Annotated in this window: 17 protein-coding genes; 1 reads left to right on the plus strand and 16 read right to left on the minus strand. The window is 62.7% G+C overall.

Annotation, left to right across the window (positions count from 1 at the left end; translation table 11 throughout):
• The 10 genes from G4D79_RS21790 to G4D79_RS21835 form a co-directional block, all read right to left on the minus strand.
• Entirely contained in the window at positions 1 to 1,794 is a 1,794-nt protein-coding gene (locus tag G4D79_RS21790) for a nickel-dependent hydrogenase large subunit (protein ID WP_007735075.1), read from the minus strand.
• Positions 1,795 to 1,848: 54 nt separating this feature from the next.
• Positions 1,849 to 2,964 (minus strand): hydrogenase expression protein HypE, encoded by a 1,116-nt coding sequence (locus tag G4D79_RS21795; RefSeq protein ID WP_042922651.1) that lies wholly within the window; start codon positions 2,962 to 2,964, stop codon positions 1,849 to 1,851.
• 181 nt (positions 2,965 to 3,145) lie between these two features.
• Entirely contained in the window at positions 3,146 to 3,946 is an 801-nt protein-coding gene (gene hypB, locus G4D79_RS21800) for a hydrogenase nickel incorporation protein HypB (RefSeq protein ID WP_214514374.1), read from the minus strand.
• 2 nt (positions 3,947 to 3,948) lie between these two features.
• Positions 3,949 to 4,278 (minus strand): hydrogenase maturation nickel metallochaperone HypA, encoded by a 330-nt coding sequence (hypA, locus tag G4D79_RS21805; protein ID WP_073512368.1) that lies wholly within the window; start codon positions 4,276 to 4,278, stop codon positions 3,949 to 3,951.
• A gap of 160 nt (positions 4,279 to 4,438) precedes the next feature.
• Positions 4,439 to 6,133, minus strand: coding sequence for a cutinase family protein (locus G4D79_RS21810; protein ID WP_007735070.1), 1,695 nt, complete (start codon positions 6,131 to 6,133; stop codon positions 4,439 to 4,441).
• A gap of 181 nt (positions 6,134 to 6,314) precedes the next feature.
• Positions 6,315 to 7,427 carry an alcohol dehydrogenase catalytic domain-containing protein gene (locus G4D79_RS21815; RefSeq protein WP_007735068.1) on the minus strand — a complete coding sequence of 371 codons (1,113 nt, stop codon included), beginning with the start codon at positions 7,425 to 7,427 and terminating at the stop codon, positions 6,315 to 6,317.
• Positions 7,428 to 7,455: 28 nt separating this feature from the next.
• Positions 7,456 to 8,814: a pitrilysin family protein gene (locus tag G4D79_RS21820; protein WP_003942169.1), complete on the minus strand. Its 1,359-nt coding sequence runs from the start codon at positions 8,812 to 8,814 to the stop codon at positions 7,456 to 7,458.
• A 127-nt stretch (positions 8,815 to 8,941) separates the two neighbouring features.
• Positions 8,942 to 11,212: a polyribonucleotide nucleotidyltransferase gene (locus G4D79_RS21825; protein ID WP_050655152.1), complete on the minus strand. Its 2,271-nt coding sequence runs from the start codon at positions 11,210 to 11,212 to the stop codon at positions 8,942 to 8,944.
• Between the two features lie 438 nt (positions 11,213 to 11,650).
• Positions 11,651 to 11,920: a 30S ribosomal protein S15 gene (gene rpsO, locus G4D79_RS21830; protein WP_007735061.1), complete on the minus strand. Its 270-nt coding sequence runs from the start codon at positions 11,918 to 11,920 to the stop codon at positions 11,651 to 11,653.
• 158 nt (positions 11,921 to 12,078) lie between these two features.
• Positions 12,079 to 13,059: a bifunctional riboflavin kinase/FAD synthetase gene (locus tag G4D79_RS21835; RefSeq protein ID WP_003942148.1), complete on the minus strand. Its 981-nt coding sequence runs from the start codon at positions 13,057 to 13,059 to the stop codon at positions 12,079 to 12,081.
• Between the two features lie 117 nt (positions 13,060 to 13,176).
• On the opposite strand from G4D79_RS21835, the gene G4D79_RS21840 reads away from it, so the two are divergent.
• Positions 13,177 to 13,923: a metal-dependent transcriptional regulator gene (locus G4D79_RS21840; protein ID WP_030535607.1), complete on the plus strand. Its 747-nt coding sequence runs from the start codon at positions 13,177 to 13,179 to the stop codon at positions 13,921 to 13,923.
• 9 nt (positions 13,924 to 13,932) lie between these two features.
• On the opposite strand, the gene G4D79_RS21845 is transcribed toward G4D79_RS21840, so the two are convergent.
• The 6 genes from G4D79_RS21845 to G4D79_RS21870 are packed head-to-tail and all read right to left on the minus strand — an operon-like array spanning position 13,933 to position 19,338.
• Positions 13,933 to 14,409, minus strand: a complete 477-nt coding sequence (locus G4D79_RS21845) for a GNAT family N-acetyltransferase (protein WP_116056830.1) — start codon at positions 14,407 to 14,409, stop codon at positions 13,933 to 13,935.
• Entirely contained in the window at positions 14,406 to 15,326 is a 921-nt protein-coding gene (truB, locus tag G4D79_RS21850) for a tRNA pseudouridine(55) synthase TruB (RefSeq protein WP_020907442.1), read from the minus strand. Before truB ends, G4D79_RS21845 begins: the two co-directional genes overlap by 4 nt.
• Before the next feature lie 24 nt (positions 15,327 to 15,350).
• The gene (locus tag G4D79_RS21855; protein WP_003942126.1) at positions 15,351 to 16,010 is read right to left on the minus strand and encodes a 4'-phosphopantetheinyl transferase; all 660 of its coding nucleotides are present in this window, start codon (positions 16,008 to 16,010) and stop codon (positions 15,351 to 15,353) included.
• 13 nt (positions 16,011 to 16,023) lie between these two features.
• Complete coding sequence (locus G4D79_RS21860; protein WP_007735051.1) at positions 16,024 to 16,947, minus strand: metallophosphoesterase; 924 nt, start codon at positions 16,945 to 16,947, stop codon at positions 16,024 to 16,026.
• Positions 16,932 to 18,335 (minus strand): MATE family efflux transporter, encoded by a 1,404-nt coding sequence (locus G4D79_RS21865; protein WP_063316735.1) that lies wholly within the window; start codon positions 18,333 to 18,335, stop codon positions 16,932 to 16,934. Before G4D79_RS21865 ends, G4D79_RS21860 begins: the two co-directional genes overlap by 16 nt.
• 10 nt (positions 18,336 to 18,345) lie before the next feature.
• Entirely contained in the window at positions 18,346 to 19,338 is a 993-nt protein-coding gene (locus G4D79_RS21870; protein WP_007735049.1) for a bifunctional oligoribonuclease/PAP phosphatase NrnA, read from the minus strand.
• Between the last annotated feature and the right edge of the window lie 10 nt (positions 19,339 to 19,348).

Here is a 19,348-nt window from a genome sequence, read left to right on the forward strand (position 1 = left end):
TCACTCCCCGGTCACGGACTGCGTCGGAGAGTGCAACTTCTCCAGGGTCTTGCCACCGCCGAGATACATGTGAACACCACACGGCAGGCAGGGATCGAAACTACGCACGGTCCGCATGATGTCGATGCCCTTGAAGTGGTCTCGATCGTTCTCCTCGAAGATCGGCTGACCCTGCACGGCATCCTCGTACGGACCGGGGGTTCCGTAGCTGTCGCGCGGGCTCGCATTCCACGGTGTCGGTGGGTACGGGTGATAGTTCGCGATTTTTCCGTCACGAATCACCATGTGGTGTGAGAGAACTCCGCGGACGGCTTCGGTGAATCCGCAACCGATACCCTCGTCCGGGACCTCGAACGACTCCCACGTCTTGGTCCGGCCGGCCCGGATCTCGACAAGCGCCTTCTCGGCGAAATGAAGGGCAGCCGCGGCTGCGTATGCCTGGAAATACGTTCGCGCGCGGTTTCTTTCGAGGGTATTGCTGCCATGTTCGGGAATCTTCCACTCGAGCGAGACAGGACCCTTCAGTGCTGTTTTCGGAAGATTGATCTTCACACTGTGTCCGGTCGACTCCAGGTATCCGATGTCGACCAGGCCGGCCAGAGCGGTGCTCCACAGACGAGCCAATGCTCCCCCGCCCGTGTCCAGAGCAAGGTTGTCTTTTCCGTCGAACCATCGCGGTGACATGACCCAGCTGTACTTGTCCTCGAGGTTCCGCTTCTGCGGGTGGGGGTTGGTGTGCTGATTCCACGGGTGCCTGCGATCGACCGGGTTACCCAGCGGATCGGTTTTGACGAACATCTCCTGATCACTCCAGTCCTCGTAATACGAGGAGCCCAGCATGATTCGGATACCGAGGTTGATGTCCACCAGATCCGTGGTGACCAACTTTCCGTCGACAACCACACCGGGAGTGACAAACATCTTCCGGCCCCAGTCGGTCATGTCCTTGTAGGAGAAATTGCAGTACTCGGGGTCTTGGAACGATCCCCAACAACCCAGCAGGGTCCGCCGCAGGCCAACCTTTTCGTAACCAGGCATCGCCTGGTAGAAGAAGTCGAACAGGTCGTCGTGCATCGGCACGACCTTCTTCATGAATTCGACGTACCGCATCAGCCGCGACATGTAGTCCGTCATCAGTTCGATCGTCGCGACGGTGCCGACGCCGCCGGGATAGAGCGTCGACGGGTGAACGTGCCTGCCCTCCATCAAGCAGAACATTTCGCGAGTCGAACGCGAGACTTGCAACGCTTCGCGATAGAACTCACCCGTGAACGGATTGAGAGTCCGCATGATGTCCGCGATCGTGCGATACCCGTGCTGCTCCTCGTGCGGGCAGCGCGTGTTCTCTGCCTGCGCCAGCACACCGGGATTCGTCTCGGAGACCATCTTCTCGCAGTAGTCGACGGCGACAAGATTCTCTTGAAAGATGTTGTGGTCGAACATGTACTCGGCGGCCTCGCCGAGATTGACGATCCACTCGCCCAGATGCGGCGGCTTGACGCCGTACGCCATGTTCTGTGCGTAGCACGAGCATGTGGCGTGATTGTCACCGCAGATGCCGCAGATACGACTGGTGATGAAATGCGCGTCGCGCGGGTCCTTCCCCTTCATGAACAGGGAATACCCGCGAAAGATCGACGACGTGCTGTGACACTCCACCACTTCGCGATTGGCGAAGTCGATCTTGGTGTAGATACCCAGACTGCCGACGATTCGGGTGATGGGGTCCCACGCCATCTCGACAAGACCGTCGCGGTCTGCAGTCGAGGTGGGTTCGGGAACGATGGCCGTCATTGCAGTGCCTCCCAGAGACGTTGCTCACGAACTGATTTGAATGTATCCGGTCGGTCACCACGTACGCGTCGCACCGGTGAGTAATTTCGACCCGCGCTCGCGCCAGTGCGGTTCCTTGTCCAACGTGTTTCCGGTGATCCGGCGGAGACTGTGGATCACGGACCCGTACATTCCCACCGCATTGGTGGAGAGTTTGCCGCCAGGTGGTTCATCCATGAACGGCATGAACTTGTCGGGGAATCCCGGCATCGTGCACCCGATGCAGATCCCGCCGACATTAGGACACCCGCCGACTCCGTTGATCCAACCACGTTTGGGGACATTGCATTTCACGACCGGTCCCCAACATCCGAGTTTGACGATGCACTTCGGTGACCCGTACTCCGTCGCGAACTCACCCTGCTCGTAGTACCCACCACGGTCACAGCCCTCGTGTACGGTGGCACCGAAAAGCCACTGCGGGCGCAGGGATTCGTCCAAGGGAATCATCGGCGCCTGATCAGTGGCCATGTACAGAAGGTAGGTCAGGGTCTCGGAGAGGTTGTCCGGCTGAATGGGACACCCGGGAACGCAGACGATCGGGATGCCCGCCTTCGATTTCCAGGTCCACCCGAGATAGTCCGGCACGCCCATCGCACCGGTCGGATTGCCGGCCATCGCATGTATGCCGCCGTAGGTCGCGCACGTACCGACCGCAACTACCGCAGTGGCTTTCGGTGCCAGCTTGTCGAGCCATTCGCTCGTGGTGACCGGTTGGCCGGTTTCGCGATTGTTCCCGAAGCCGCACCAATACCCCTCGTCGTGAAGTTTCTCGTTCGGTATCGATCCTTCGACGACAAGAACAAAGGGTTCCAGTTCTCCGCGGTCGGCTTTCCAAAACCACTCCAGGAAATCGTCAGCGCCACCCTGCGGTCCGCATTCGAAGTCGATGAGCGGCCAATGAACCGCTACCTGCGGCAGGCCGGGCAAGGCGCCGAGCGCGATCTCCTCGATACTGGGTTGCGTGGCTGCAGTGAGCGCCACCGAATCTCCGTCGCAACTGAGACCGGCATTGATCCACAGCACGTGGATCAGAGTTTCTTCCGCTTTGGCCGCTGCGCTTGCGGGGGTAGCTGCGCTTTCGGAGGCAGGTTCCGCCGTGGTGCCAGCAGTCGATTTTTGTGTGTCCATGTCAGCCGCTTTCACGGGTGCACTTGCGCCTTGACTCTCAGCGCCGCGACTGGCCTGACACGCTATGGCCTCAAGACTCTGTGGCCTCGAATTGCCGCGGCACCGAAACGCTGACGCCACCGGAGTCGAACCTCGGCCCACTTGCGTGGCACCCACTCATTTCATTAACTACCCGAGCAGATCAGTTGTCAACGGCCACCGGAGAAATCGCCGAACGACTACCGATCCACTCGTACCACTCGTCCATGCCCTCACCTGCCGTGGCAGACAAAACAACAACGCGCACAGCAGGATTGAGTATTCTCGCCTGCTCGACGCAGGCATCGACGTCGAACTCGACGTACGGGAGCAAGTCGATCTTGTTGATCACCACGAGGTCCGCGACAGCGAAGATGTGTGGGTACTTTTTCGGTTTGTCTGCCCCCTCCGGCGTAGAAATTAGGACAACCTTGCCTTCCTCGCCGAGGTCGAAGAGCGCGGGGCACACCAGGTTTCCGACGTTTTCGATCAGAAGCAGCGATTCTTCAGCGGGATCCAAGGCGCGCAGTGCGCGGTCGATCATCGCGGCATCGAGGTGACATCCGGCCCCGGTATTCACCTGCACCACCGACGCGCCGGTCTCTCGGATCCGCTCGGCGTCGAGCCGGGTTTCCTGGTCACCTTCGATCACGGCTATCGGTCGCTGACATCCGAGCTCCCGGATAGTTCGCGCCAGCAATGTCGTCTTCCCCGCGCCGGGGGAACTCATGATGTTGAGCGCCGTGATTCGGCGGTTCCGCATCCACTGACGATTGTGAACCGCAATGCCGTCGTTCTTGGCGAGCACCTGCTGCTCGAGAATCACGGTGTGGTCGGGGTGGCCGCGCTCATGGTCATGCTCGTGACCGTGCCCATGATCGTCGTGTTCCTGCTCGTGTTCTCCGTCTGCGACAACCGACACCCGAGGTCCTGTGGTGTCCCCGCACCCACACGTCGCGCACATGCTCAGCTCACTTCCATCGACAGGATCCGTAACTCTCGGCCGGCAAGCACCTCGACATCAGCACTGCCGCATTCACACAGCAAGAACATGTCGGGCGGCGAGAACATCACGCCGCAGCTTTTGCATCGCGCGCTGGTTGCAATCTCATCGATGTGCAAGCTGGCACCTTCGGCGTGAGTACCCGCGGTGACGACGTCGAAGCAGAACAGCAGAGAGTGTGGAACCACCGCGCAGAGTTGCCCTACTTCAAGCCGCACGCTCGATACTCGTCGCTCGCCGGCACGCTCACACACGGCTTCGACCACACTCTGCGCAATGGACAGCTCGTGCACGGTGAAACCCACGATTCGTGATCCGGAAACCTCCCTTCCACGATAAGCACCAACGGTCGCTGTGCGTAACCCGTACACGAAAACAGGCTGCGATCCGCAACTAATTGCGGATCGCAGCCTGTGACAGCGTTATTCGTGTGACGAACGCCGGCGAGAAGGATTACGGGTTCGGAACCGGCACCTTCGTCGTCGTGGTCGTCGACGTCACTGTCGTAGTCGGGGGCGCCGTCGTTGCATCCGTTCCCGCTACCGGTGTGGTCGGAACTGTCGACGTCGGCGTCACTGCCGCCGAACCCGTCGGAGTGGCAACCGCTCCCGATGTGACCGACGCCGATCCTGCCGCAGGCACCTGTGACGTGGTTGCGGGCGCTCCAGCAGATCCCGTGGAGCCAGTGGTCCCGGCCGGTGCCTGACCGGTTCCGGTGCCTTCAGCCACCGCGGCGTCGCCCTCAGCATTGCCGTCAGCCATGTAGGCATCGACAGCAGCACTGATCTGTTCCGGGGTCGGCTTCGCAGTTGTGTCGACGGGCTTTCCTTCCTTCGCCTGCTGGGCGAGGTAGGTGAGCCAGGCCGCTGCGTACTCAGCTGAAGTCAACGGCTTGCCGTTGGCCGCATCCGCATCTCGCCAGTAATCGAAGTGGTGTCCGACGTCTGGAGCGAGTGTCTGCTGGTAGGGGTCGCTCAAGATCACGGGAATCGTGTTCTGGTTGGTAGCAATCAGACCGACAATCTCCTTGAAAAGCTTCTGCGGCAGATATGCCAGCGGAGACACCTTGTCGGTGGACACCGTCTCGCCCTCGGCTACCGGCGCCGGCGCGGGTGTTTTTCCGGGCTTGTACTCCGGATCCGAGACCTTGAGCATCACCTGAAGGAATGTCTCGTCACTCTGCATCCAGTTGGGATTGGACGAAATGTCTGCGAACGCCTCGAAGACGATCTGGCCGAACACCACCGCGACGTCTTGACCGGTGGCCGGGTTCAGACCCTGCGCTTCGAGTTGGTCGATGTTCAACTGCCGACCGACATTTGCCGCCAAGATCAACAGAGAGATGTTGCTGGGAGCCGAGCAGGTGAAGTCACCGTCCGAGCAGAAGGACGCGACCTTGCCGTTCAGCTTGCCGAAACCTCCGGCAGTGCCGGGGAGTACACCTTCGCCAGGTGTCGCGGAGGTGCCGTTCTGGTACTTCGTATTGAAGTTATCCGGGTTCGTGAACGGATTCGTGGCACCGAGGAACGTGCCGTCGCCCGCTTCACGGCCTGCATCCGCCAGCATGACCACACCGACAACCTTGTCCGGGTCGACCCCGAACTCGTTGTTCTCCTGCGTACCGATGTCCATCGCGACGCGACGCACCACATCGGCGCCTTCGCTGTACCCGACGATCGAGAACTGAGTCTTCGGGCATTCCTTGGCGATGGCACTCATCACGGACTGCGTATTTGCAGCGCCGGCAGCGACGGCATCCTCGTAGGACGCCATGTTGGCCGGGTACGCGATGTACACAGCCGCGTACGAGCCGGGCTTGTTCGCGTTGACGGAGCCTGCCGGGTTGATCACCTGGTCGACGCGTTCACTCTTGTAGTCACCGGACAGGGCGGCCGGCAGCGGCTTCCCGTCGGCTCCCAGCAACATCTTCACCGTCGAAGCGTCCGGTGTGTCGTGTCGACCGGCAACCGCGATGCTGACCATGTCGTGACACTCGGTGACCGACGACGTCAATTGTGTCTCGATCGTGCGTGACTCCGGAGAGTCCACAGCGACCGCAACCGCGACCAGTGCGGCCACGCCGAGCGCTGCGGGCGCTACTGCACCCGCCAGTATTCGATGTCGCGAAAAGAACCCACGAACCGGCATATCTTCTCCCCAATCAACTTTTGGAAAACGTACGACCGACCCCCGGGGCGTCACGCAACGTCATTCGAGTAGTCGTCCAGTACGAGAGGAGCGTTACAACGGGTAACGATTTTCCGTGGCGACTCGGGAGGGAATCGGGAGCGCAAACGCCTCATTTCCGCTGCATAACACCGACGTGCACCTACTCCGCGTCGAAGATAATGACCTGTCGGATTGCTTTTCCGTCGGCGAGTTCGTCCATACCCGAATTGATGTCGGCCAATTCGATTCGCGAGGAAATGAGCTTCTCGACCGGCAGCTTCCCGTCGCGCCACAACTGCGCGTAGATCGGGATGTCGCGGGACGGGACCGCAGATCCCAGGTAGCTGCCGATAATGGTCCGCGCTTCGGCGACCAGTCCGAGAGGTGAGATCGACGAGCGCGCGTCAGGCGCCGGCAACCCGACCGTGACGGTCGTGCCACCCGCTGCCGTCGCAGCCACCGCTGTCTCGAAGGCCCGAGCATTTCCCGCGGCCTCGACGACGATGTCTGCGCGAACGCCACTCTCGGACAGGCCGGACGGTGTGAAGACCTCGGTCGCGCCCAGTTCCAGCGCCTGAGCCAGCTTGGATTCCAGCGCGTCGACACCGATGACGTTCTCGACCCCGAGTGCCCTCGCCGTCAGGATTGCGGCCATCCCGACGCCACCCAAGCCGACCACCATCACGGTGTCTGCCGGGCGAGGCTTCGCCGCGTTGAGGAGCGCTCCCCCACCGGTCAACACCGCACAACCGAGTACGGCTGCAATTTCGGCCGGGATGTCGTCGTCGACGGGAACAACCGACTTGGCGTTGACCACAGCATGCGTCGCGAAACCCGAAACACCGAGATGATGTTTGACGTTCTCGCCGGAGCGCCGCAGTCGATGCGCGCCACCGAGCAAACTGCCGTCGTTGTTGGCAGCGCTACCCACCGTGCAAGGCATCCGGCCGTCAGTGGCGCATCCCGCACATTCACCGCACCGTGGAAGAAAAGTCATCACGACGCGGGTGCCCACCGACAACGAATCAACTCCGTCGCCGAGTTCGATGATTCGACCTGCCGCCTCATGGCCCAACAACATCGGCACGGGTCGTACCCGATTGCCGTCGACCACGGAGAGGTCGGAGTGACAAAGCCCGGCAGCTTCGATCTTGACCAGGATCTCACCCGGGCCCGGGGATTCGAGGTCGAGTTCCGAAATCGAAATCGGAGTCGACTCTGCGAAGGGACGCTTCCGGCCGATCTCTTCGAGCACTGCACCACGGATCTTCAACTGCACACCCCGATTTCGATAGTTCGAACTACTTGCCCACGATCCCGCGTACCGACGCGGGGAGGTCACGAACCCGCTTGTACGGACCCACGACGGCGGCTGCAAACGGCCTCGTCAAGAGCACCTGCGCCACCTCGAGCACCTCTTCGGAGGTGACTGCGTCGATGGTTGCGAGCGTCTGCGCAACACTGCGATGGTTGCCGTAGTTCAGTTCGCTGCGACCGATACGGTTCATGCGTGAGCCTGAATCTTCCAGTGCCAGAACCAATCCGCCGCGCAGCGATCCCTTGGCGCGGGCGATCTCGGCATCGGTGATTCCGTCCGTCGCCACGTTCGCGAGTACCTCGCGGATCACCGTGGCAACCTCCCCGAGGTTCTCCGGCTGGCAACCTGCATACACGGAGAACGCTCCGGTGTCCGCGAAGGTGTCGACGCCCGAATAGACGGAGTACGCAAGCCCGCGCTTCTCCCGAATCTCTTGGAAAAGACGAGAACTCAGCCCACCGCCCACTGCGGCGTTGAGCACCGACAGCGCCCAGCGATGGCCCTCGTGCCGGCCGAACGCGCGTACCCCGAGCGCAAGGTGGACCTGCTCGCTGTCGCGGTGGGTCAAGCTCAGTTCAGGCATCGTGCGCAACCGCAGAGTGCCTTCGCGCCGCGGCGCCGGCTTGACCCCGCGCTCGAGATGTCCGGCAAATGCACGGCGAGCGAGCGTCACTACCTGCTTGTGGTCGACGTTTCCCGCTACGGCCAGCACCATCCGCTGCGGTGTGTAACGCCGAACATGGAAGGAATGCAACTGATTGCGCGACATCGACTCGATCGATTCGACGCTACCGATGATCGGACGGCCGACAGGATGATCGCCGAACAACGCGGTCAGGAACGCGTCGCCGAGCAAGTCTTCCGGATCGTCGTCACGCATCGCGATCTCTTCGAGCACTACTTGCCGCTCGACATCGACGTCCGCGGTTCTGCAACGCCCTCGCAGCACGACGTCGGCGACAAGGTCAACCGCCATCGGAAGGTCGTCGTCGATCACGTGCGCGTAGAAACAGGTGTGTTCCTTCGACGTGAATGCATTGAGTTCGCCGCCCACACCATCCATGACCTGCGCGATGTCCAACGCCGTCCGTGACGGCGTCGACTTGAACAGCAGGTGCTCGAGAAAATGCGCGGCACCGGCCACACTCGGCTGCTCGTCGCGCGAGCCGACTCCGACCCACACACCGACGGAGGCGGAACGCACACCGGGAATGAACTCGGTGACGACGCGCAGGCCGCCGGGAAGGACCGTGCGCTGTACTCCGGATTCGGGAGTCGCATCGATCGGAGATTTCAGCACAGCGCTGCGGCTGCGCGTGGTGTTGGGAGTGGTCTTTGCCATGAAAAGGTTCAGCAGTCCTCGGTGCAAGTGGTCAATCAGGTATCTACAGGCTCTGTGTCTACAGACAGTACAGATGCGGCCCCGCACGGAAATCCGCGCGGGGCCGCATCAGAGTACGAAGTGAGATCTACTCGGAAGCAGCCTCGTCGGCGGCCGGAGCGGCAGCCTCGTCGTTGCCCTCTTCGACCGGGATCAGCGAGATCTTGCCACGTGCGTCGATGTCAGCGATCTCGACGCGAATCTTGGATCCGACGTTGACCACGTCTTCGACCTTGGCAATGCGCTTACCGCTGCCCAGCTTCGAGATGTGCACCAGTCCGTCGCGTCCCGGCAGGAGCGAAACGAAGGCACCGAAGGCGGTGGTCTTGACGACCGTGCCCAGGAACCGCTCGCCGACCTTGGGGAGCTGCGGGTTGGCAATGGCGTTGATCATGTCGATCGCGGCCTGTGCAGACGGTCCATCGGTGGCGCCGACGAACACGGTGCCGTCGTCTTCGATGGAGATGTTGGCACCGGTCTGCTCGGTGATGGAGTTGATCATCTTGCCCTTGGGGCCGATGACCTCACCGATCTTGTCGACGGGGACCTTGATGGCCGTCACGCGGGGAGCGAACGGGCTCATCTCGTCCGGGGTGTCGATGGCTTCCGCCATGACCTCGAGGATCGTGGTCCGTGCGTCCTTCGCCTGCGAGAGTGCACCGGCGAGGACCTGCGACGGGATGCCGTCGAGCTTCGTGTCCAGCTGCAGGGCCGTGACGAAGTCCTTGGTACCTGCGACCTTGAAGTCCATGTCGCCGAAGGCGTCTTCGGCGCCGAGGATGTCGGTCAGCGCGACGTAGCGGGTTTCGCCGTCGACCTGGTCGGAGACCAGACCCATGGCGATACCGGCAACCGGAGCGCGAAGCGGCACACCGGCGTTGAGCAGTGCGAGCGTGGACGCGCACACCGAGCCCATCGAGGTGGAACCGTTGGAGCTCAGAGCCTCGGAGACCTGGCGAATCGCGTAAGGGAACTCTTCGACGCTGGGCAGAACCGGCATGAGAGCGCGCTCGGCGAGTGCACCGTGACCGATTTCGCGACGCTTCGGCGAACCGACGCGGCCCGTCTCACCGGTGGAGTACGGCGGGAAGTTGTAATGATGCATGTAGCGCTTGGTGGTCTCGGGACCGAGCGAGTCGACCTGCTGAGCCATCTTCACCATGTCGAGAGTGGTGACACCCAGGATCTGGGTCTCGCCACGCTCGAACAGTGCGGAGCCGTGTGCGCGCGGGATGATCGCGACCTCGGCGGACAGCGAACGGATGTCCGTGACGCCGCGGCCGTCGATGCGGAACTGATCGCGCAGGATGCGCTGGCGAACCAGCTTCTTGGTGAGCGAGCGGAACGCTGCTCCCAGTTCCTTCTCGCGGCCTTCGAAGTTGGGTGCAACCTGCTCGAGAACCTCGACCTTGACCTCGTCGGTCTTGTCGTCGCGTTCCTGCTTGCCGGCGATTGTCAGTGCGGCATTGAGCTTTTCGGACGCAGCAGCCTCGACGGCAGCAAAAACGTCGTCCTGGTACGCCGGGAAGACCGGGTAGTCACCCGTGGGCTTTGCAGCCTTGGATGCAAGTGCTGCCTGTGCAGCGCACAGGCGTGCGATGAACGGCTTGGCGGCCTCGAGGCCCTCGGCGACAATGGCCTCGGTCGGTGCCTGAGCGCCGTCGGCGATCTTCGCGATGACGTTGTCGGTGGCCTCGGCCTCGACCATCATGATCGCGACGTCGGCGTCGTCACCGCTACCGGAAACGACGCGGCCGGCGACGACCATGTCGAAGACGGCGTTCTCGAGCTGATCGACCGTCGGGAATGCAACCCACTGGCCGGTCTTGTTCTCGTCCGAGACGATGAGTGCAACGCGCACGCCACCGACGGGTCCGGAGAACGGCAGGCCCGCGATCTGCGTCGACGCGGAAGCGGCGTTGATGGCCACGACGTCGTACAGATCCTGCGGGTTGAGGCTCATGACCGTGACGACGACCTGGATCTCGTTACGGAGACCGTCGACGAAGGACGGGCGCAGCGGCCGGTCGATGAGGCGGCAAGTCAGGATCGCGTCGGTGGAGGGGCGTCCCTCACGACGGAAGAACGAACCGGGGATGCGGCCCGCTGCGTACATACGCTCTTCGACGTCCACCGTCAGGGGGAAGAAGTCGAAGTGCTCCTTGGGGTGCTTGCTGGCGCTCGTGGCGGACAGCAGCATGGTCTCGTCGTCCAGGTAAGCAACGACGGCGCCGGCGGCCTGCTGAGCAAGGCGTCCGGTCTCGAAACGGATGGTGCGGGTACCGAAGGACCCGTTGTCGATCACGGCGGTGGATTCGAACACGCCTTCGTCGACCTCTACTACGGAATTCTCTGTCATTCTTTTCTCTTCACTTCCCTCTCGTCTTCGCCGTACCCGCGCGGGCGTTTCCACCCTCCTGGTGGAAACTGCGCACCGAGGGACGTCCCCCTCTTGAATTGCAGACGCTCCTTGCGATGCGAGCGATTTCTGCTTCGGGACGTCACGACGTTCGGGCGGCCGTCGATCGAAGTCCGCCGGAGCTTTCGGGCACTTGCCCGGTCCGGAGAACCACTACCGACAACCGACACCACGTTCTCTGGTGCATACGGTGTGCTGGCTGCGTACTGCACAACTGCGCCTAGACAACTGTGCATAGCGCCGACAGCGGAAACTGCCTTGCGGCAGCTAACGCCGAAAGCCAGCGAAGCCAAGTATATGCGTGGCTTCGCCGGCTGACGGAGTGTTCGGCAAACCGAAGCATGCCGTGTTGCTTTCGATCAGCGTCGTGAGAAAAATCTAGCGACGCAGGCCGAGACGCTCGATGAGCGTGCGGTAGCGAGCGACGTCGGTCTTTGCCACGTACTTCAGCAGACGACGACGGCGACCGACCATCAAGAGCAGTCCACGACGCGAGTGGTGGTCATGCTTGTGGGTCTTGAGGTGCTCGGTGAGATCGGTGATGCGCTTGGTGAGCATTGCCACCTGAGCTTCAGGCGATCCCGTGTCGGTCTCGTGCAAGCCGTACTCGCCGAGAACGGCCTTCTTTTCTTCCGTGGTCAATGCCACTTGATTCACTCCTGTGATGACGTTTGCGTGAAAGGAACTAGATCGGGCGCGGCCACCGCAAACCGCAGCACGCACCGAGAGAAGATCCTACCAGCAGCAATGAGGCGCTCTCGCCCACCTGGAGCGAATGTGGCGGCCGCCACTGACACAGGAGGAACTCAACCGACGCTACGTTCTGCATCCTCACTCAGAATCCGGCGTGCGCGTTCGACATCTCGGTTCATCGCCGTGATGAGCGACTCGATCGAGTCGAACTTCTCCATACCGCGAATCCGCGAAACCAGGTCGACCGCGACGTGTTGTCCGTACAGGTCTGCTTCGGTGTCGAGAACGTATGCCTCGACGGTTCGGGTCCGGCCGGAGAAGGTCGGATTGGTACCCACAGACACCGCGGCTTGGTATCGGCGACCGGGAACGACGGTTCCGAGTTCCTCGCCGGCACCGAGCACCGTGAACCACGCCGCGTACACGCCGTCGGCCGGAATCGCCGAAAACATCGGCGGTGCAACGTTGGCCGTCGGGAACCCCAACTCGCGTCCACGCTTGTCACCGTGGACGACCACACCTTCGACACGATGTGGACGGCCCAGAGCTTCGGTAGCCGCTTCCATGTCGCCTGCGTCGACGCACGAGCGGATGTAGGTCGACGAGAACGTCACCGCATGCTCGGCGAGCAGCTGGACGCCGTCGACGGCAAAGCCGAAGCGAGCGCCCATTTCACGAAGAAGATCGACATTGCCGAGCGCCTTCTTGCCGAAGGTGAAGTTGTCCCCCACCACGACCTCGGCGACATGTAGACGTTCGACGAGAATCTCGTGGACGTAGCGCTCCGGCGTCAGCTTCATGAAATCAGCGGTGAACGGCATCACGCAGAACACGTCGATGCCCAGATCCTGAGCCAATTCCGCACGCCGTTGCAGCGTCGTCAACTGGGCTGGATGACTACCCGGCCGCACAACCTCCATGGGATGCGGGTCGAACGTCATCAACACGCTCGGAACACCACGTTTGCGGGCAGCGGTAACCGCTCTCGCTATCAATTGGGCATGCCCACGATGCACACCGTCGAACACACCGATAGTGAGCACACAACGACCCCAATCGGCCGGAACTTCGTCGAGACCACGCCATCTCAGCACGATTGGCAGCCTACGGGTCCACCGGCGGCGGGTCACGTTCGGACCCGCCCAGCGAATCACCGCTGTGCTGCCGCTCACGTACGGAAGTTCCGGATTTCGTAGCCTAAGCTAAGCGTTGTGGCAGCTCACAAGACCGGAACCTCGGAAGCATCATCGACGTCGGATGGCGACAGCACTTCGGCGCACGACGCGGCAATCGACACGCTCGCACTCTCGTCGGTGGCCCAGGACTACCTCAAGGTCATCTGGACTATCCAGGAGTGGTCCCACGAGCGGGTTTCCACCAAGCTCCTGTCCGAGAAAATGAGCGTCTCGGCCTCGACGGTCTCCGAGGCGATCCGCAAACTCTCGGACCAGGGCCTGGTCGATCACGCCCGCTACGGATCCATCGCCCTGACCGACAGCGGCCGCGCCGCCGCCGTCTCCATGGTCCGGCGCCACCGGTTGATCGAGACCTATCTGGTTCAGGAACTCGGATACGGCTGGGACGAAGTCCACGACGAGGCCGAAGTCCTCGAACACGCCGTTTCCGATCTGATGATCTCTCGGATGGACGCCAAACTGGGCTTCCCCGAACGTGACCCGCACGGTGATCCCATTCCCGCCACCGACGGTTCGGTGCCGACACCCCCGGCCCGCCAGCTCAGCGACTTCGCCAACGGTGAGCGGGGCCGCGTTGCCCGGATCTCCGATTCCGATCCCGAAATGCTCCGGTACTTCGATTCCGTCGGCGTCAGTCTCGATGTCGAGATCACCGTCGAGGAGCGCCGCGATTTCGCCGGGACAGTGTCCGTTCGACTCGGCGACAGCCCCAACACCATCGACTTGGGAAGTCCAGTCGCTCAAGCAATTTGGCTCGTCTAGCCGAGGTAGTCAAAGCGGCAGTCGGTATCGGCGTTCCACGGGCCGGACGCCGTCGGTCCGGGTCCAGTCGGCGAGCCTCTCGTCGACGTACACCCACCCTCGACGCTCGTACAGTGCGATCGCCGGCAGAGCGTCGTCGACGACGTCGAGCACCAGTTCCAACCGACTCTCGGCTGGGAAATCCGTCACGGCATCGAGTAGCGCATCGCTGAGGCCGTTTCCACGTGAGCCAGGATGAACGAACAATCGCGACACGGCTATCGATCCCGCGGTTGTGGGCGCACCTGCGACCTCGCTGTCGACGGCCACATGACCGACAACACGACCGTCGCTCTCACCGACCCACGCCTTCACCACCGTGGGCGAACTGAGCCAGCGGTGCGGGTTCTGCGGCCACGTGTTCGGATATCCGTCGCACTCGTGGACCTGTGCCAGCGCATCGACGCAACCGTCGAGGTCGCCGTCGACACGCTCGCGGACGATCACCCGCGAAGCGTCGCCGGTCGCACGACCATCACCGAACTGGCGCGTCGACCCTTCTCCTGCAGAAGCGCAATCGTGTGACCGGTGGGATCGATCGCCGCACAGATCCCCTTCATCCCGATCGGCTCGAGCCAGCGCCCCTGGCTGATCGCCTCGGCTTCCTCCGCCGTGATCTGCCGATGCGGAAAAGCCGTCTGCGCGGCCTGATCGATGTCGAGGCTCACACCCGGCTGATCCGCGAGATCTTCGAGCGTGCGCGCATGTTCGAGAGTGAACGGCCCGACGCGGGTGCGGCGCAATGCCGTCAAATGACCGCCGACGCCCAATTCACGACCGAGGTCGCGGGCAAGCGAGCGGATGTACGTACCGGACGAGCACTCCACGTCGACGTCCAGATCGACGAAGCCACCCGGGACATCTCGCCGAGCCAGAACCTCGAAAGTCGACACCGTTACCGGACGCGGCGCCAGCTCGACGGTTTCTCCCGCACGCACCAGAGCATGTGCGCGCTGACCGTCCACCTTGATAGCGCTCACGCTTGCCGGGATCTGCTTGATGTCCCCGGTCAGCGTGGCCACGATCGCCGCGATCTCCGCGTCCGTCACCTGCGAAGCGTCTGCGGAGGTCAGGACCTCCCCCTCGGCATCGTCCGTGTCCGTCGCTGCCCCGAGGCGAATGGTCGCCGAGTACGCCTTGGTTGTCAGCGCCAGGAGTCCGAGCAACTTGGTCGCACGCTCGACGCCGAGAACGAGAACACCGGTCGCCATGGGATCCAGCGTCCCGGCGTGTCCCACCTTCCGGGTGTTCAACAACTTGCGGCACCGAGCGACCACGTCGTGGCTGGTGATACCCGCCTCTTTGTCGACAATCAGAATTCCGGCGCCGACAAGACCGGAGGAAGGCTTTTCACGAGCTGACACGTGTGCCGATTCTGCCAGTCGCGCTCACTGCACCGAAATTGCCGTCAGGATGAGTCCGTCCGACACCAACCACCTGCCGTCGAAAGAGGTGAGCGGCGGACCGGACGTCGCCTCACCGGGGACCAGCAGACGCGAGTTGAAAGTGCCGGACGTTTCCGACTCCGCCTCGAACGTGATGTGGGCGTCCTCGAAACCCAACCAGCGCCCGGTGAGCGGAAACCACGCCTTGTACGTGGCTTCCTTCGCGCAGAAGAGCACTCGATCCCAGTGCACCGGACCGCCGGTTTCCTGAGTGTCCAACCACGTTCGTTCCGCCTCGATGCTGACCGCGGGCAATACCCCGTCCGGCAGCGGGCCGTGCGGTTCGGCGTCGATACCGAGTGAGCGGACCTGCATGGAGTACGCCAGGACAGCGCCGCGGTAGCCGTCGCAATGGGCGAGGCTCCCGACCACTCCCTGCGGCCAGAGTGGAGCACCACGCTCGCCGCGCATGACAGCGGCAGACGGAACACCGAGCTTGCCCATCGCCTGACGCGCAAGGTGCCGGGTGGTCACGAACTCGCGACGACGTTTCTCGACCGCGCGGCCGATCAACGCCTCCTCACTGGGGTGCGGAACCAGACCGGGCGGATCCACGAAGGCCTCGGCCGTCGCAACTCCACCGGGAAGAATCTGTTCGATCACGTCGCGATACCTCTCAGCGTGCGGCGCGCATGCGCTCGACTTCGGCTTCCTGCTCCGGCGTGACCTTGAAGTGGCCACCCCACTTGTTGAGCGTTCCCGGCGGGTACTCCGGAACGGGAAGAATCTGACGCAACAACTTCTCCGGCAGTCCACGCCGACGCCACTCGCGCGGGTATCCGAGTGAGACTTCCTCGAAGCGGACGCCGTCGTAGTACGTGGTTCGAGGGATGTGCAGGTGCCCGTACACCGAGCACACCGCGTTGTACTTCACGTGCCAGTCGGCGGTAGCGGTGGTTCCGCACCACAGTGCGAACTCCGGATACATGAGTACGTCCGTCGGCTGCCGGACCATCGGGAAATGGTTCACGAGAACGGTTCTTGTTCCTTCGGGAAGCGCATCCAACCGCGCCTGGGTGTACTCGATCCTCGCCCGGCACCATGCGTCGCGCGTCGCATACGGCTGCGGTGACAGTAGGAACTCGTCGGTGGCGACGACGTTCTTGTCACGCGCGATCTCGAGCCCGTGTTCCTTGTCTCGCGCACCTTCCGGCAGGAAGGAGTAGTCGTAGAGAAGAAACATCGGGACGACCGTGACCGGTCCCTCGTCTCCCTCCCACACCGGGAACGGGTCCTCGGGTGTGATGACGTCGAGTTCGCGGCACATGTTGACCAGGTACTCGTAGCGCGGCGCTCCGTGAATCTGAACCGGATCCTTGGCGGTCGTCCACAGTTCGTGGTTGCCCGGAATCCAGATGACCTTTGCGAATCGGCTGCGAAGGAGCTTCAACGCCCACCGAATGTCGTCAGTTTTCTCGGAAACATCTCCGGCGAGAATGAGCCAGTCGTCAGGCGAATCCGGAAACAGTTCCTCCGTCATCGGCTTGTTGCCGTTGTGACCGACATGAATGTCGCTCACCGCCATCAGCTTTGCTGCCACGATCCCTCTGCTTCCTCAGTTGAACTTCCGCGCTTCGCCGTCGCCGGACCTGTCACGGCCCACTTGCCGGAAAACGCTCGCCACGACACCGCGACCATCCGAAGTACTACGAACACGGTAAGCCCTGCCCAAATTCCGGCCAGCCCCCAGTCGTAGGCGAGAGAGAGCCAGATCGCGGGCAGAAACCCGAGAACGGCGCACAGCATGGTCGCGTTGCGCAGAAACACCACGTCCCCGGCGCCGAGTAGAACACCGTCGAGTGCGAAGACGATTCCCGCCACCGGCATGATCGCGACGAAGAACCACCATGCAATCGACATCTGACCGAGCACCTCGGCGTCGGACGTGAAGAGTCCGGGGATCACGGAGTGGCCGGCGGCGAAGAAGATCGCGAGCACCACGGCAAATACCGTCGACCATGCGGTGATCCGCCAGGTCATCTTTTTCGCCGCGGCTGCGAATCCACCGCCGAGCGCCGCTCCGATCAGCGTCTGAGCTGCGATCGCCAAGGAATCGAGAAGGAGCGAAACCAGGTTCCACAGTTGGAGGACGACTTGGTGCGCTCCGACTACAGCCGCACCGAACCTCGACGCCACTGCAGCCGCGGAAACGAAACACGCTTGGAATGCGAGGCTGCGCAGAATCAGGTCACGGCCCATCAGCATCTGCGCCCGCATGATCGCAAAATGTGGTCGAGCCGAAACCGGTTCACGAAAGAGCGCCCAGGCGAACAGCACACCCGAAACACTCTGGCCCACCAGATTCGCAACAGCTGATCCTTCGAGTTCCAGACGCGGAGCACCGAGCAAGCCGTGCACCAGAATCGGACACAACACCGCCGAAATACCCAGGCCGACAAGGACGAACCGCAGCGGTCGCACCGTGTTCTGAACCCCGCGCATCCAGCCGTTGCCGGCCAGGGCCACCAGGATGAGCGGAACACCCAACACCGCTATCCGGAGCCAACTTTCCGCAGCCGCGGCGATGTCGGGAGTCCCGGCCACCGCCGAAGTCAGCGGGCCGGCGATCACCTGCACGATCACGACCAAGGCCAAGCCGATCGCGGCCGCCAGCCAGGTCGCCTGAACACCCTCGCCCACCGCGTCGCGCTCGCGGCCCGCCCCGTGAAGCCGTGCGGCCCGCGCCGTGGTGCCGTACGACAAGAAGGTCAGCTGCGTACTCACCAACGACAGGATCAGACCACCGACTGCCAATCCGGCCAGCGGAAGCGCCCCGAGTCGGCCGACCACGGCGATGTCGAACAACAGATAGAGGGGTTCGGCCGCCAGTACCCCGAGTGCCGGAAACGCCAGGGAAAAGATTCGACGCCCAGTGACGTCGAAATCAGCTGCCGAAGATCCCGCCGAGGTGGCGTCAGATTCGCTCAATGCCGCGGATTCAGCCGAGTGCCGCGACGAGCGCGGCAACAATCTCGTCGCTGGAAGTGGTCGACGTATATCCGGCCGACAGCCGGTGCCCGCCGCCACCAAGACTTTCAGCGACCGCCGACACGTCGATCGCCGACTTTGCACGCAACGAGATCGACCAGCTTCCGGAAACCGACTCCTTGAGTACTGCGGCAACTTCGGCTTCCGAAGTGGTTCGCACGATATCGACGACGCTCTCGATCTCCTCGGAGCGAAGATCGCCGATGTCACTGCGTCGGATGACCGCGTACACCAGCCCACGGCCGTCCGCGGCTTCCGGGACCAGCACCGCGGACCCGAGTACCGAAGCCAGCATCGGCAACCACCCGAACGGATGGGTGTCGAGCAGCTTTCGCGCAATCGCGTCGCCGTCGATGCCGGTCGCCAGCAAACGCGCCGCGAGCACGTGCGGAAGCGGACCTCCCCACCGGAAGGAGCCGGTGTCGGTGACCAGTCCGGCATAGAGACAGTGCGCGATATCGCGATCGATCGCGACTCCCCACGCATCGAAGAATCGTGCGATGAGCGCCGTCGTCGAAGCCGCGGCTTCGTCGACGACGTTGATACTTCCGAATTCGGAATTGGAGCGATGGTGATCAAGGACGATCGTGCGATTCGCGCCGGCGAGTCGACTCGACAACTCACCGAGACGGCCCTCGCTGCCGACATCCACCGTCACCAGTACATCGACACTTTCCCGAACATCAGTGGGCGCCACGAGCAAGTGGAGACCGGGGAAATCGCGCATCGACTCGGGCAGCGCCGACGGCCGACTGAACGCGACCTGCACCGAAATGCCCCGACGCTCGAGAACGAGACCGAGCGCAAGTCCGCTGCCGATCGTGTCCGCATCCGGCTGCACATGGCAGAGAATTGTCACCGTGTGTGCCGATTCGAGAACCTCGGCCACCTGAGCGAACTTCGCCTCGCAGGGGTCGACGTCCGAAAGTGCGGTGATCGTCATTCTCGGTGCG

Origin of the sequence: Rhodococcus sp. WY5 (genome assembly GCF_018588185.1) — a bacterium.
GTDB classification, from domain to species: Bacteria; Actinomycetota; Actinomycetes; order Mycobacteriales; family Mycobacteriaceae; genus Rhodococcus_F; species Rhodococcus_F qingshengii.

Coding starts and splice junctions, on each gene's coding strand:
- G4D79_RS21790 (WP_007735075.1), bottom strand. CDS start 1,794: ATGACGGCCATCGTTCCCGAACCCACCTCGACTGCAGACCGCGACGGT.
- G4D79_RS21795 (WP_042922651.1), bottom strand. CDS start 2,964: ATGGACACACAAAAATCGACTGCTGGCACCACGGCGGAACCTGCCTCC.
- hypB (WP_214514374.1), bottom strand. CDS start 3,946: ATGTGCGCGACGTGTGGGTGCGGGGACACCACAGGACCTCGGGTGTCG.
- G4D79_RS21810 (WP_007735070.1), bottom strand. CDS start 6,133: ATGCCGGTTCGTGGGTTCTTTTCGCGACATCGAATACTGGCGGGTGCA.
- G4D79_RS21820 (WP_003942169.1), bottom strand. CDS start 8,814: ATGGCAAAGACCACTCCCAACACCACGCGCAGCCGCAGCGCTGTGCTG.
- G4D79_RS21825 (WP_050655152.1), bottom strand. CDS start 11,212: ATGACAGAGAATTCCGTAGTAGAGGTCGACGAAGGCGTGTTCGAATCC.
- G4D79_RS21870 (WP_007735049.1), bottom strand. CDS start 19,338: ATGACGATCACCGCACTTTCGGACGTCGACCCCTGCGAGGCGAAGTTC.